The 12,856-nt window shown below is 71.1% G+C and carries 10 protein-coding genes; 4 read left to right on the top strand and 6 right to left on the bottom strand.

What is annotated here, in order from left to right:
• Position 1: 1 nt before the first annotated feature.
• A complete protein-coding gene (locus WBQ80_RS00835) occupies positions 2-2,794 on the bottom strand; it encodes an AAA family ATPase (protein ID WP_336570352.1) in 2,793 nt (930 codons plus the stop codon).
• A 389-nt stretch (positions 2,795-3,183) separates the two neighbouring features.
• Between WBQ80_RS00835 and WBQ80_RS00840 the strand changes: the two genes are divergently transcribed.
• Both WBQ80_RS00840 and WBQ80_RS00845 read left to right on the top strand, forming a co-directional pair.
• The gene (locus WBQ80_RS00840) at positions 3,184-4,365 is read left to right on the top strand and encodes a flavohemoglobin expression-modulating QEGLA motif protein (RefSeq protein WP_336570351.1); all 1,182 of its coding nucleotides are present in this window, start codon (positions 3,184-3,186) and stop codon (positions 4,363-4,365) included.
• Positions 4,362-5,360, top strand: a complete 999-nt coding sequence (locus tag WBQ80_RS00845; protein ID WP_336570350.1) for a glutathione synthase — start codon at positions 4,362-4,364, stop codon at positions 5,358-5,360. Before WBQ80_RS00840 ends, WBQ80_RS00845 begins: the two co-directional genes overlap by 4 nt.
• Positions 5,361-5,411: 51 nt before the next feature.
• On the opposite strand, the gene WBQ80_RS00850 is transcribed toward WBQ80_RS00845, so the two are convergent.
• The 5 genes from WBQ80_RS00850 to WBQ80_RS00870 form a co-directional block, all read right to left on the bottom strand.
• On the bottom strand, positions 5,412-6,878 hold the full coding sequence (locus tag WBQ80_RS00850) for a glycosylase (protein WP_336570349.1): 1,467 nt from the start codon (positions 6,876-6,878) through the stop codon (positions 5,412-5,414).
• Positions 6,875-7,906, bottom strand: coding sequence for a glycosyltransferase (locus WBQ80_RS00855; protein WP_336570348.1), 1,032 nt, complete (start codon positions 7,904-7,906; stop codon positions 6,875-6,877). Before WBQ80_RS00855 ends, WBQ80_RS00850 begins: the two co-directional genes overlap by 4 nt.
• Positions 7,903-9,039 (bottom strand): glycosyltransferase, encoded by a 1,137-nt coding sequence (locus WBQ80_RS00860; RefSeq protein WP_336570347.1) that lies wholly within the window; start codon positions 9,037-9,039, stop codon positions 7,903-7,905. Before WBQ80_RS00860 ends, WBQ80_RS00855 begins: the two co-directional genes overlap by 4 nt.
• Positions 9,040-9,190: 151 nt before the next feature.
• A complete protein-coding gene (locus WBQ80_RS00865) occupies positions 9,191-10,240 on the bottom strand; it encodes a glycosyltransferase family 4 protein (RefSeq protein WP_336570346.1) in 1,050 nt (349 codons plus the stop codon).
• Positions 10,241-10,257: 17 nt separating this feature from the next.
• Positions 10,258-10,839, bottom strand: a complete 582-nt coding sequence (locus WBQ80_RS00870) for a dihydrofolate reductase family protein (protein WP_336570345.1) — start codon at positions 10,837-10,839, stop codon at positions 10,258-10,260.
• A gap of 174 nt (positions 10,840-11,013) precedes the next feature.
• Here WBQ80_RS00870 and WBQ80_RS00875 point away from each other — a divergent pair, with 174 nt between their 5' ends.
• Complete coding sequence (locus WBQ80_RS00875) at positions 11,014-11,685, top strand: VOC family protein (protein WP_336570344.1); 672 nt, start codon at positions 11,014-11,016, stop codon at positions 11,683-11,685.
• A gap of 134 nt (positions 11,686-11,819) precedes the next feature.
• A complete protein-coding gene (locus tag WBQ80_RS00880) occupies positions 11,820-12,854 on the top strand; it encodes a 3-oxoacyl-ACP synthase III (RefSeq protein ID WP_336570343.1) in 1,035 nt (344 codons plus the stop codon).
• Positions 12,855-12,856: the final 2 nt, after the last annotated feature.

The raw sequence follows: 12,856 nt of genomic DNA on the forward strand, positions 1-12,856 counted from the left end.
GCTAGCTCGGCTCCGCCGCCCCCGGCGCCAGGGCGCGGCGCAGCTCCCGCCGGGACGCGATTCCCAGCTTGGCGAACACCTTGTGCAGGTGCCACTCGACGGTCCGCGGACTGAGGAACAGGTGTGCGGCGATGTCCTGGTTCGAGTGGCCGGCACTGGCGAGGCGGGCGATCTGCTCCTCCTGCGGCGTCAACGGGACCTGATCGCCGCTTTCACGTCTGCGCAGGCGCTCACCGGTGGTGAGGAGCTCACGCCGGGCACGGTCCGCGAACGCTGCCATCCCGATGGCTGAGAACTGCTCGAAGGCGTCTCGTAGCTGATCTCGCGCGTCCACTCGGCGACCTTCCCGACGGAGCCATTCGCCGTAAAGAAGTCGCGTGCGGGCGAGCTCGGGCCGGAGAGGCGTGCGACGGAGGTGACTGATCGAGTTCTGGTAGAGCTCATCGGCGTCGTCGCCGGAGTTCAGGAGCGCCCGGCTGCGCGCTTCGATGCCGAGCGCGGAGTGCGTTGCGCATGGCCGCGTCGTACTGGCAAGCCGGTCCAGCGCCTCCCGCGCCTGCTCCGCGTGTCCGGCGCGCACCGCCCCTTCGATCAGCTCCGGCAGCGCCCACATGGACACGAACGGCTCAAAGGTGGCGGATGTCGCGCGCGAGGCGGCAGTCACGGCGTCGCCATACCGCCCGAGGCCGTTGTAGAGCACAGCCGCAGCCCAGTCGGCGTTGGCCGCAGCCAGACCCTGCCCGTCTCGTGAGGCGGCGGCATGCGCCTCTGCGATCAGCGCCGTGGCCGCTCGCTCGTCGCCCTTAGCGGCGACGAGCCGGAGCGCGATGGTGGGCGGGAAGTGGGTGCCTGTGGCATTGGCGACACTGGTCGCCTCCGCCTGGATCGAGGCCGCCCCGCTGAAGTCGCCCGCCCAGACCGCGGCGGTTCCGAGCGCGGCGAGCGAGAGCGGCAGCTGCCCGAGCGCTCCCACCTTCCGGAAGATCGCACTCTGGGACTGGGCGATCGCCCACGTGCCCTCAGGATCCCAGGTGGAGTTCGTCGCTGCGGTCGCCGCCCACCCCCAGCGAATGACGTCGTTCACGGCGAGTCCAGTGAGGGCCTTCGCCGCGCGCTGCAAGGTGGGAGCGGCGGTCGCGTGCCCGTCGATTATCAACTCCGCGAGCCCCTGAAGGAGAAGGTCCAATGCAGCTGGACTGCCCGAGCGAGGGGGGAGCGCCAGGATCGTACGGCTGATCCGCTCGAGATCCCCCCGCCCGCCGTGCTTCCCGGCGAATACCATCGCGACCCAGGCGATGAGGTACGTCTGTCGTGCCTCGTCCGCGTCGAACGCCTCCATCTGGCTGGCCGCCTCGGCCAGCCTCGGCGGAGCATCGCGGCCGAAGCCCGTCGCGAAGGCGATGCGAGCGCGGAGGAGATCGGTTGTAGCCCGTTCTCGGGCGTGCACCTCCCTGTGCTCCACGGTGTCGAGGAGGTCCAGTGCATCATCGAACGCGCCGCCCTGAAAGCTCGCCTGCACCGCAGCCAGGGTGCGCTCCGTGCGCTGCCCAGGATCCGGCGTCAACGCGGCGGCCCGCTTCAGGAAGGCTGCGGCCGCCGCGATTCCTCCACGAGCCTGCGCTCGACTTGCCGAATGGACGAGGGCATCAGCGACCTCGTTGTCGGGGCCGGTGCTCGCTGCCGCGAGGTGCCAGGCCCGTCGATCCTGATCGGTTTCGGGGTCTGTCGCCTCCGCGAGCACGGCATGCACGCGCCGGCGGTCGTCAAGGGCGGCGGCTCGGTAGACCACCGAGCGAACCAGCGGATGGCGGAATCCGAGTTCAGTCCGGCTATCGAACAGGCCCGCGGCAACTGCCGGCGCCGCGGCATCCGAGGCGATACCGAGACGGTGGGCCGCCGATCGAACCAGTGCGGGATCGCCGACGGGCTCGGCGGCTGCAACGAGCAGCAAGAGCCTGCTCGGCCTGGGGAGGTCCGCGAACCGTCGCCGGAAGCTCTCCTCAACCTTCGCCGGCACCGGAACGGTGTCGGGGAGACCGTAGCCGCCCGCGATGGAGGCCATCGACGAGGACTTCGGCAGCTCGAGCAGGGCCAAGGGGTTGCCGCGCGCCTCTGCGACGATCCTGTCCGTCACCGATCTGTCGAGTCGGCCATGGATTGCCGACTCGACGAGTGCTCGCGCGTCATGGTCTGCGAGCGGCGTGACGAGGAGTACCGGGAGACCCGCCAGTTCTGGGAGATCTTCCGCGTCGCGCGCGGCGAATACCAAGACAACGGACTCGGCCCCCAGACGGCGCGCGACGAAGCCGAGCACCTGAGCCGAAACGCGGTCGAGCCACTGCGCATCATCGATGAGGCACACGAGCGGTTGCGACGCCGCGACATCTGACATCAAGCTCAGCACAGCGAGTCCAACCAGAAACTTGTTGGGCGGCGTGCCCGCGACTAGCCCGAACGCCGTCGCCATCGCGTGACGCTGGGGCGCTGGGAGTCGGTCCAAGTGATCGAGGAGCGGAGCGCACAGCTGATGCAATCCGCTGTAAGCGAGCTCCATCTCCGATTCGGATGATCCTGCCCGCACGATGCGGCAGCCCGCGGAATGCCCGATCAGGTAGTCGAGGAGCGCCGTCTTCCCGATTCCCGCCGTACCCTTCACCACGAGCGCTCCACTGGTGCCGCTTCGCGCTGCGGTCACCAAGCGATCGAGCTGCGCGCGCTCGCGGTGCCTGTCCGTCAGGCGCATGTGCGCCTCGCTCTTCGCTCTCACAGCGATGCACCCTTCTCGCTCGACCATGAGGTGAGAGTGGACTGCCAACCGTCCCCTCCCGCACCGTACCGAGTCCCCGATCGCCGACCCTCAAGCGCGGACCGATCGTCCTCGACGCACTTTTATCCAGCACTTTTGACTCGAGACGTATCGAGTACGATCGAGATCAGCGGGTAGCATCGGAAGTCGACGGCGACGATCGCGGCAAGAAACTCCTGATAACGGCGAGATCACGCGAACCATCCGGCCTTGAACCGAGAGGACGGGTTCGGACGGAGTAGGTCCATCGGTCACGGGTTCAAGTCCCGTCCGCCCTACCTCGGAATCCATGGCGAAGGCGACCCCCGGCACGCTCGGATCGAGAGGCCCGGACCATGCGAGGGGTCGGGCGGACGACGCGTGGGTATGCTCATGAGATGTCGTCACCGATCGAGGAGCTGGCGCCCGCACTCGACATCGACGCCCGGCTCACCGAGATCGAGCGCCGCGTGAACCTGCTCGTGAACGTCACGCCACTCAACGCGGCGGAGGCGTGGGCGGACTTCGAGCGAAGTGACTTCGGCGCGGCCCCCACGCTGCGGCTGCGCCCGTTGGACTTCGACCCGGACCTGGCGCGGCGCGACCTGTACGACCTCGAGGTCGAGAATGTCGACGACCCGGCGCTGCACACGCTCTTCCGTGCGAAGCGGGACGAGATCGCCCGGCAGATCACCGCGTTGGAGGACCGCGACACGTCACGGTTCCTCTACGGGTCGCTCCAGCTCTACGGAACGGTCGCCCCTCCGCTGGCGGCTGCGGCGGAGGCACTCCTCGAGACCATCCCCCCGCAGGCGCCCAGCACCCAGACCGTCACGGCCGGCGCGTTCGCCGACGCGGCCCGTGCGGAGTTCGAGCGCTACCGCGCCGTGTATCCGGACTTCCCCGTGAGCGTCGAGGTGCGGGACGACATCTCCGAGCTGATGGTGTCGTTCGGGCGCCTGCTCATCCCGGAGTCCGCCGCCTTCCGGGCCGACCGGGTCGAGCCGCTGCTGCACCACGAGATCGGCACCCACGTGGTCACCTACCAGAACGGCGCCCGGCAGCCGCTGACGCTGCTGACCATCGGCCTGCCCGGCTACGACGAGACCCAGGAGGGCCTCGCCGTGCTCGCCGAGTACCTGACCGGCGGGCTGGACCCGCGGCGGCTTCGCGTGCTCGCCGGGCGAGTGGTCGCGGTCGGCAAGATGCTCGACGGCGCGGGCTTCCTGGACATCTTCGAGTCGCTGCGGGCCGACCACCGCATGCCGGCACGGACCGCGTGGTCGATCGCCATTCGGGCCGTCGTCGGGGGCGGCTCGGTGATGGACGCGATCTACCTGCGCGGAATCACGCGCATCCTCGACGCCCTCGCGGAGGGCAGCCGCCTCGACGTCCTGCTCGTCGGCAAGCTCGCGCTGGACCACATCCCGCTGGTGCAGGACCTGCTCGACCGCGAGGTGCTCCACGCGCCCTGGGTCCGGCCACGGTGGCTCGACGTGCCCGGCGCACGAGAGCGTCTGGAACGGCTGCGCGCGGGCGCGACGGTCACCGACCTGTATGAAGGAGACGTGGCCGCATGAGGCTCGCATTCCTCGTCAACGACGTCGACACCGAGGTGGACGAGTACGCGACCACCCGACTCGCCAGGGCCGCAGCCAGGGGCGGGCACGAGACCTGGTACGTCGGCGTCGGGGACCTCGAACTCGGCAGCAGCGACGGGCGGTTCGCGGCCAGGGCTCGTGCCGCGAGGTGGAAGAGCGGCGACACCCTCGAGAGCTTCATGGAGGGGATCAAGGCGCGCGACGCCGAGCGGATCGTCATGGAGGACCTGGATGCGCTGTTCCTGCGCAACGAGTCGATCGACGACATGCAGGAGCGCCCCTGGGCCAGCCCGATGGGCGTGATCTTCGGGCGGATGCTCGCGGACCGAGGCGTGACGGTGGTGAACGACCCGAATGCCCTTCATCGAGCGACCAGCAAGCTCTACCTGGAGGAGTTCCCCGAGGAGGTACGGCCACGGTCGCTCGTGACACGAGATCCGGAGGCGATCGAGCGGTTCGTCGAGGAAGTCGGCCATTGCGTCGTCAAACCGCTCTACGGGGCCAAGGGTCGCAACGTCTTCATGATCGAGGGCCCGGGGGAGACCAACCTCGCGCAGATGACCGAGGCGGTCCTGCAGGACGGCTACGCCATCATCCAGGAGTTCATCGACGGAGCCAGGGACGGCGATGCCCGGATCTTCCTGCTGGAGGGCCGCATCCTCGAGCGCGACGGCAGGCCGGCCGCGTTCCGACGCGTGCCCACCGGCAACGACCCGCGCGCCAACATCAGCACCGGCGGTCGGTCGGTTCCCCTCGAGGTCGGTGCGGCCGAGCTCGGCATCGTCGAGGCGATGGGCGACAAGCTCGTCGCCGATGGCATGTTCCTCGTGGGCATCGACGTCATCGGCAGCAAGGTGGTGGAGATCAACGCGGAGAGTCCCGGCGGGTTCCAGAGCGTCGAGCGGCTCTACGACATCGACATCGCCGAGACGGTCATCGACGCCCTGGAGCGCCGCGCGGGCCCCGGGTCCTGAGCAGCGGCGCCGGTCGTCCGGCGACCGGGGCGCGTGTCACGGGAGCACCGGTCAGGTCGCCGGCAGGCGGGTCATCGACGCGATGAGTTCGTCGATCGGAACGGAGTAGACCCGGATGCGTGCGTCCCCGACTCCGACGGGGATCCACATGGTGCCGCGGTGGACGAGTGCACCGCATGAGTACACGACCCGCGGAACGTAGCCGTCGAGCAAGGGGCCGGTGGGTTGCAGGAGCGGGGCGGTGGACCGCGCGATCACCCGGGACGGGTCGTCGAGGTCGAGGAGGAGCGCGCCGAGCGAGTACGTGCGCAGGGGACCCACCCCGTGCGTGAGCACGACCCAACCCGCCTCGGTCTCGATCGGGGAGCCGCAGTTGCCGAGCTGCACGAGCTCCCACGGTTCCGCGGGGCGATGCACGATGCCGACGTCGTCCCAGATCACGCCGTCCGCTGAGCGTGCGAGCAGGATGTTCTCACCGTCCGTGCGCGTGAGCGCCAGGTGGTCGCCTCCGACGCGCCGGGGGAACAGGGCCATGCCCTTGTCGTGGGCGCCGCTGCCGGCCAGGCGATGGAAGGCGAACGAGCTCAGGTCGGGCGAGGTGATGAGCCGGGGTGCGACGTTCCGGCCGTCGTAGGCCGTGTACGTCGCGCGGTACCCGACGGTGCCGTCGGCGTCGGTGAAGCGCACGAAGCGGGCATCCTCCACGCCGTGGTCCTCCTCGGCGGCGACGGGGAGCAGCACGCGTGCGCTCAGCGGTGCGGCCGGGGGGAACTCGGCGCGGTAGGCGGATGCCGCCATGTCGCGCAGCGCCTGCGTCGGCTCGCGGCTGTCCGGACGCGTGGAGAGCTGGTCCGGCAGCGTGAGCAGTGCCAGCTCGAGTTCGACGCCGGTGAACCGTTCGGGCAGGTCGCCCACGACGGCGTTCGCGAGATCGCTGAGGTGGCCCTCGTCCTCCAGCGCGCGACTGAAGTGGTGCCGGAACCAGTCTCCGCCGGAGATCGCGGGAGTCGTGATCGGTGCCGCCCTCGGCAGGAACGTCCAGCTGTCGTCGGCCCCGATCACGGCCTCGGCGAAGCCGATGGACGAGACGTGTCCCTCGCCGATGCAGCGGAGCGAGATCGCCACCCTGAGCTCGTCGCGTGCGAGGCCGTCCTGCGACGGATGCACGACCGCGCTCGGGTTGCAGAGCGCGGCGCCCTCGACGGCGTACTCCGCCGTGAACGCCGCACCGAGCACCACGGCCTGGGACTCCGTCAGCGCCGCGGATTCCCGGACGCGACTGCCCACCGCCCTCGCGTTGGCGAGGATCACCTCGACGGCGTCCGGGTGTCGCTCCGCGAGCGCGGCGACGACGCGATCGGCGGTCTCCTGGGTGAGGCGCGGGGGGCTCTCGAGCACCCGATCGACGATCTGCGTGACGCGCGAGTGCGATGAAGGGAGCCCGTCGCCGGGGAGGAACAGCCTCGCGACCACGCGAGAGGGATCGTGCTCGAGGGCTGCCCGGTGCGCGCGGATCATCGCGAGGGCACCATGGCGAGGACCCCGAGGCGCCGGGCCTGCTGATACGTGCTCAGCGCCGCCAGCGTCGACTCGGCTCCGCGGTTCTCGTTGCGCCCATCCGCCTCGAGCCCGTCGAATCCGGCGCCGGACTCCGGATCGAACATCGGGGTCGAGGAATCGTTCTCACCCATGAACCACGCCCAGCCCATGGCGACCGCGTCCCGCCACGACGGTTCGCCCGTGAGGTCGAACGCGCGCGCGCAGGCGTCCGCGATCGCGGCCACCTCGATCGGCTGCTGGTCGAACTGGGCAGCCCGCTGAGCGGGACCGCGACCGCGGGTCCCGGTGACGGACAGGTGTCCGCCGGCCGTCTCGACGCCGACGAGGAATCGCAGCATCCCGAGCCCCCGGCCCACGAGACGAGGGCTGTCGATCGCCATCCCGGCCGCCAGCAGGGCCTCGGGGAGCACCGCGTTGGCGTAGCGGAGGCGGGGTTCCGGCCAGGCCCACGCGTCATCGGTCGGAATGGCGATCGTCAGCGCTCCGTCGATCAGCAGGGCGTGCGCCGCGAGGTCGTCCGGGTACGCGGTCAGCACGTCGGCGGCCCCGAGCGTCGCGAAGGCCAGTGCCCGACCATGCGACGACCTCGCGGATGCCGCTCGGTGGAAGGTCCGGAGTGCGCGCGATCGCGCGGCCTCGTTCGGCGCGCGGGCGGCCGTGACGCCGAGCGCCCAGATCGCGCGGCCCCACCAGTCGCCGAGCGCGGGCAGGTCGGTCCAGCCGCCGCCGGCGGCCATCCGGTTGTGCACCCGGCCGTCGGCGTCGACCGCATCCTCGAGGAACGCGAGGCAGGTCTCCGCGAGGGTCGCGAGCCGGGGCGTCGGGTCCGGTTCGCGCACGAGCACGATGAGGGCGCGGGCGACGTCGTCGACGCAGTAGCCGTCGCCGCGGCGCGGGTCGTCGAACCGCGCATGCTCGAAGATCCCGTGCTCGTCCATGAGCGCGACGAGGTGCGAGTAGGACGGAGAGCGGCCGGACATGGTCATGCGGCGCGCGCCGCCGCGATCCGGTCCGCGAGCTCGCGGTAGCGCTCGGCGACGACCGGCCAGGTCGAATCGTGCGCATCCCGGAGCGCGGCCTCGTGCATCCGCCGCGCCGTCTCCTCGGTCTCGATGATGGTGCGGATCGCCGCGGCCATCGATCCCGGATCGCCGTGCCGGGCGATCAGCCCGGCCCCGCCGCCGAGCAGCTCGACGGCGTGGGGGAACCCGGTCGAGACCACGGGCACGCCGGCCGCGATCGCCTCGACGAGCACACCCGAGGTGGCCTGGTCGCGAGAGTCGTAGGGCAGCAGCACGACGTCCGCCGTGGTCACGAGGTCGGCGAGCTGCGCGGGGTCGAGGTAGCGGTCGTCCATCGTGACCATTCCGCCGAGTCCCAGGTCGACGATGAGGCGCTGGAGTTCCTCGCGGTACCGTTCGCCCTCGCGCGCGAGCACCTTGGGGTGCGTCTGCCCCGCGATGACGTACTCGACGGGGGACGCGAGCCCGGTGAGCTCCGAGATCGCGCGGATGCCCCATTCGAGGCCCTTGCCGGGAGAGATCAGACCCCACGTCAGCACGCGCTTCGTCGAGGTTCGCCTCGGCGCGGACCCCGCGTGGCGCACGGGGACCCCGTGGGGGATGACGCGGACCTTCGTCGGCGTGACGCGATAGGTCCGCATCAGGATGTCCTGGGCGTTCCGCGTCATCACCACGACGGCCGCGGCCGATTCGCAGACCGACTCGAGGACCTCGCGCTGATGCGGCGACGGGGCGGCGAGCACGGTGTGCAGGACGACGATCGTCGGGGTTCGGAGCATCCGGAGCAGCGTGACGACGTCGGCGCCGTCCCGTCCGCCGTAGATGCCGTACTCGTGCTGCACGATCGCGACATCGCACCCCTCGAGCGCGCGCACCGAGGCGACGAGACTCGCCGGATCGCCCGTGACGAGCTCCCGCGAGGGGCGGATCCGGCCCACGACGGTCGGATCCGTTCGGCCGCCGGGCGAATCGAGCACCCGGACGATCGTGGGCTCGCCGGTTCCGCCGCCGGCCATGGCGCCCGCGAGGGCCTCGGTGAACGTGGCGAGCCCGCAGCGTGTGGGCGGGTAGGTGGACAGGTATCCGTATCGGGCCATGGCGATCTTCTCTTCCGACCGCCATCCGAGGATGCCGGTGCCTTCGAGACGTCTGCCAGAACGGCCACCCTCGTGGAACTACGCCTGCGCTGCCGCGGTCCGGTTCACGCGTCCGAGCCGGGCGCGCTGTGCTCCGCACCATACACCACGGCTATGCGAGCCCCTCGGGACGCCCGAGCACGGCGTCGTAGACCTCGAGGTAGCCGTCGACCATGCGCTCCACGTCGAAGCGTTCACGTGCGCGCCGCCGCACCGCGGCGCGATCGAGGGCCGCGGCGCGGGGGATCGCGGCGACGGCGTCGGCTGGGCCGTCGACGACGAAGCCGGTCAGGCCGTCCTCGACCAACTCGGGCATCGAGCCGCGGCGGTAGGCGACGACCGGCGTCCCGCATGCCATGGCCTCGACGACCGAGAGGCCGAACGGCTCGTCGAAGTGGATCGGATGGAGCAGCACGGCCGCCGACGCCAGTACCGCGGTCCGCTCCGCCGGACCCACCGATCCGCGATAGACGACCCGGTCGCCGTCGATGCGCGGTTCGATCTGCTCCGCGTGGTAGGCGGCGTCCTGCACGATCCCGCAGATGACGAGCCGCCGCCCAGCTCGGGCGGCGATCTCGATCGCATCGGCGATGCCCTTGTCGGGGTGGATGCGGCCGAAGACGACGAGGTCGTCGCGCGCCGTCGGTCCCGCCTCGTCCTCCGGGACGTCGAACTCGGTCATGTCGATGCCGTGGTGCACCGTCGCCGCGTACGTGAGCGCCGGCGAGCGGTCGGCGTCCGAGATCGACACGAAGGTCGAACGCGCCCGCTCGTAGGCCGGCAGGATGGCGGCACCCGAGAAGCCGTGGATGGTCGTCACCATCGGTGCACCCCACTGCGCGTCGAACGCGAGCGGGAGCCAGTCGAGCTGGTTGTGCACGAGGTCGAAGCCGGACGAGAGCTCCATCGCGTGGGCGATGTGGAGCGCCTCCCACACCCGGCCGTCCATGTCGGCGTCCTCGGCGTACCCGTGCGGTGCGACCGACTCGAGCATCGCCGACGTCACCGAGTCGCCCGTCGCGAAGAGGGTGACGTCGACGCCCCGGCGCACCAGCCCCTCGGTGAGCAGGCTCGTCACGCGTTCCCACGGACCGTAGTGTCGCGGCGGCGTGCGCCAGGCGATCGGGCCGAGCATGGCCACCTTGACCGCCGGCGTGCGCATCGCACGCCCGGTGCGGGTCAACGGCGCACCCGGTAGCGAAGGTGGAGCACCCGGTCGCCCTGGATCACCACGTCGGGATCCTCCAGCAGGTGCTGCGCACGGACCGATCCGAAGAAGCGCCTGCCGGACCCGAACACCACGGGGACGACGTCCATGCGCACCTCGTCGACGAGGCCCGCGGCGAGCACCTGGCCGCCGACGTCGCCGGCGGCCACCTCGACCAGACGGTCGCCCGCGAGCTCCCGGGCCCTGGCCACGGCCGCCTCGACGCCGTCGACGAAATGGAACGGCGCCGCGGGGTCCCAATGCTCGGGCGCCGGCCGGTGCGTCACGACGACCACGTGGTCGATCCCGCTCGGGGGCGTCCCGTCCCAGCCGTCCGCGAGGTCGAACACGTGACGGCCGGTGATCGTCACCCCGATGCGGTCCCAGTACGCCCGGACGTAGTCGTGGGACGCCTGCGACACGTTCAGGACGCCGCTCTCGTCCAGCGGCACGTCGCCGCCGGTCAACCAGTCGAACAGCGCTCCCGGCTGGTCGTCCTCGTCCGCGATGAAGCCGTCCACCGACACCGAGCCGTACATGACGACCTCGCCCATGACGCGCCTCCTCCGGGTTGAGGTGCCCCCAAGCTAGCGCGTCGTGCGCCGTCGCTCCAGCAGGGAGTCGCCGCCCCACGCCACCCGGGCGCGGCGCCCCGAGTATGGTGGACTCCTCGCGGGGTCCCCGCTCGTCACCGCTCCCGGACTCCGACCGCCGACGAAGGAGCTCCCATGGGCGAGTCGACCAGTGCACCGCGATGGATCTCCCCGGCCGAGTTCCACCGAGCCCCGGGCGTCGGGGACTGGCGCGTGACCGGCACCGGTCCGCAGGCCGTCTTCCTCGCGAACTCCATCTCGCACGCGGCGGACCTCGTCGCCCCGGTCGTCGACGCCGCCGAGCGGTCCGGCGTCCTGCCCGACGTCGACGTGCGCCCGGAGGGCGTGATCGTGCGCATCCCGCACCGCGATCCGGAGGGCATCCCCGCCGCCGCCGCCGAGTTCGCCGCCGAGGTGTCCCGGGCCGCCGCCGGGCTGCGACTGGCGCCCGACCCGTCGCGCGCGCAGTCGATCGGCATCTACGTGGCGCAGCACTCCGAGGCCGACGTGCGACCGTTCTTCGAAGCCGCGCTGGGGTACGAGGCCTTCGGCGACACGGATGCCGTCGATCCGCTGCGCTGCGGGCCGCAGCTCGCGTTCAACCCGATCAGCGGCGACACCCCGGCCCGAGGCCGGACGCACTTCGACGTCTTCGTGCCGGCCGACCAGGCGCGGGCCAGGGTCGACGCCGCCCTCGCCGCCGGAGGCCGACTCGCCGACGACTCCCACGCACCCGACTGGTGGTCGCTCGCGTCGCCCGACAACCACGGCGTGGACATCGCGTCCTGGACCGACGTCGACGGCTGAGCGGGCACGTTCCCGCCCGGGACGCTCCCACGTCACGCCGGCTCCGGTGCCGCTCGGGTGCGACCGCCCTACATCGGAATGCGCTTCAGGGCAATGACCGCGCGCCGAGGCGGTGCGACAACTACTGTTTGAGGATGGCCGCCCACGTTCCCGGGAACGCGACCACCCGGCACCGCAACGTCTCGATGCTCTCCGTCGCGACCACCATCGCCAAGCGCATCACGACCTCCGACGAGATCGAGCGGCGCCTGGGGCCGGTGCTCGAGCGGCTGGCGCTGCCGAGCGGGCTGCTCGAGCGGGTCGCCGGGGTGCGCGAGCGGCGCAACTGGGAGGACGGCATGACCTTCGACTCCGCGGCGATCGATGCGGGGCGACGGGCGCTCGCCAGCGCGGGCGTGCGGCCCGACCAGGTGGGCCTGCTCATCAACACGTCGATCACGAGGCCGCACCTCGAACCCTCGGTGGCGGTCCGGATCCACCACGGCCTGGGTCTGCCGTCGTCGGCGATCAACTTCGACGTGACGAACGCCTGCCTCGGATTCGTGAACGGCATGAGCCTGGCCGCCGGCATGATCGACTCCGGCCAGATCGACTACGCGATGGTCGTCGACGGCGAGGATGCCGACCAGGTGCAGCGCAACACGATCGAGCGCCTGCAGCGCGACGGCATCGGGCGAGCCCAGTTCATGAGCGAGTTCGCGAGCCTCACGCTCGGGTCCGGGGCGGCCGCCGCCGTCATCGGCCGGACCGACCGGCATCCGGAGGGCCACCGCATCCTGGGCGGCATCACGCGCGCCGCGACGCAGTTCAACGCGCTCTGCGTCGGGAGCGTCGACGGCATGTTCACCGACGCGCGCGCGCTGCTCAAGGGCGGCATGGAACTCGTCACCGCCGCCTGGCGTGAGGCCCGCAAGCACTGGAACTGGGCCCAGATGGACCGCTACATCATGCACCAGGTCTCCGACGTGCACACGGACGCGATCGTGAAGGCGGCGAAGCTCGACCGGTCGCGGATCCCGCTCACCTACCCGACGCTCGGCAACATCGGACCTGCGTCCATCCCGATCACGCTCGCACACGAGGCCCCCTCGCTCCGGCGCGGCGACCGGGTGCTGCTCATGGGGGTGGGCTCGGGACTCAACACGTCGATGCTCGAGATGGCCTGGTAGCG

Source organism: Agromyces sp. CCNWLW213 (assembly GCF_037199545.1).
Taxonomy (GTDB): Bacteria; Actinomycetota; Actinomycetes; order Actinomycetales; family Microbacteriaceae; genus Agromyces.

What these genes read in the sequence shown, in the direction of transcription:
- WBQ80_RS00840 (WP_336570351.1), top strand. Translation starts at nt 3,184, where the DNA reads ATGTCGTCACCGATCGAGGAGCTGGCGCCCGCACTCGACATCGACGCC.
- WBQ80_RS00835 (WP_336570352.1), bottom strand. Translation starts at nt 2,794, where the DNA reads ATGGTCGAGCGAGAAGGGTGCATCGCTGTGAGAGCGAAGAGCGAGGCG.
- WBQ80_RS00870 (WP_336570345.1), bottom strand. Translation starts at nt 10,839, where the DNA reads ATGGGCGAGGTCGTCATGTACGGCTCGGTGTCGGTGGACGGCTTCATC.
- WBQ80_RS00850 (WP_336570349.1), bottom strand. Translation starts at nt 6,878, where the DNA reads ATGATCCGCGCGCACCGGGCAGCCCTCGAGCACGATCCCTCTCGCGTG.
- WBQ80_RS00860 (WP_336570347.1), bottom strand. Translation starts at nt 9,039, where the DNA reads ATGGCCCGATACGGATACCTGTCCACCTACCCGCCCACACGCTGCGGG.
- WBQ80_RS00855 (WP_336570348.1), bottom strand. Translation starts at nt 7,906, where the DNA reads ATGACCATGTCCGGCCGCTCTCCGTCCTACTCGCACCTCGTCGCGCTC.
- WBQ80_RS00875 (WP_336570344.1), top strand. Translation starts at nt 11,014, where the DNA reads ATGGGCGAGTCGACCAGTGCACCGCGATGGATCTCCCCGGCCGAGTTC.
- WBQ80_RS00845 (WP_336570350.1), top strand. Translation starts at nt 4,362, where the DNA reads ATGAGGCTCGCATTCCTCGTCAACGACGTCGACACCGAGGTGGACGAG.
- WBQ80_RS00880 (WP_336570343.1), top strand. Translation starts at nt 11,820, where the DNA reads ATGGCCGCCCACGTTCCCGGGAACGCGACCACCCGGCACCGCAACGTC.
- WBQ80_RS00865 (WP_336570346.1), bottom strand. Translation starts at nt 10,240, where the DNA reads ATGCGCACGCCGGCGGTCAAGGTGGCCATGCTCGGCCCGATCGCCTGG.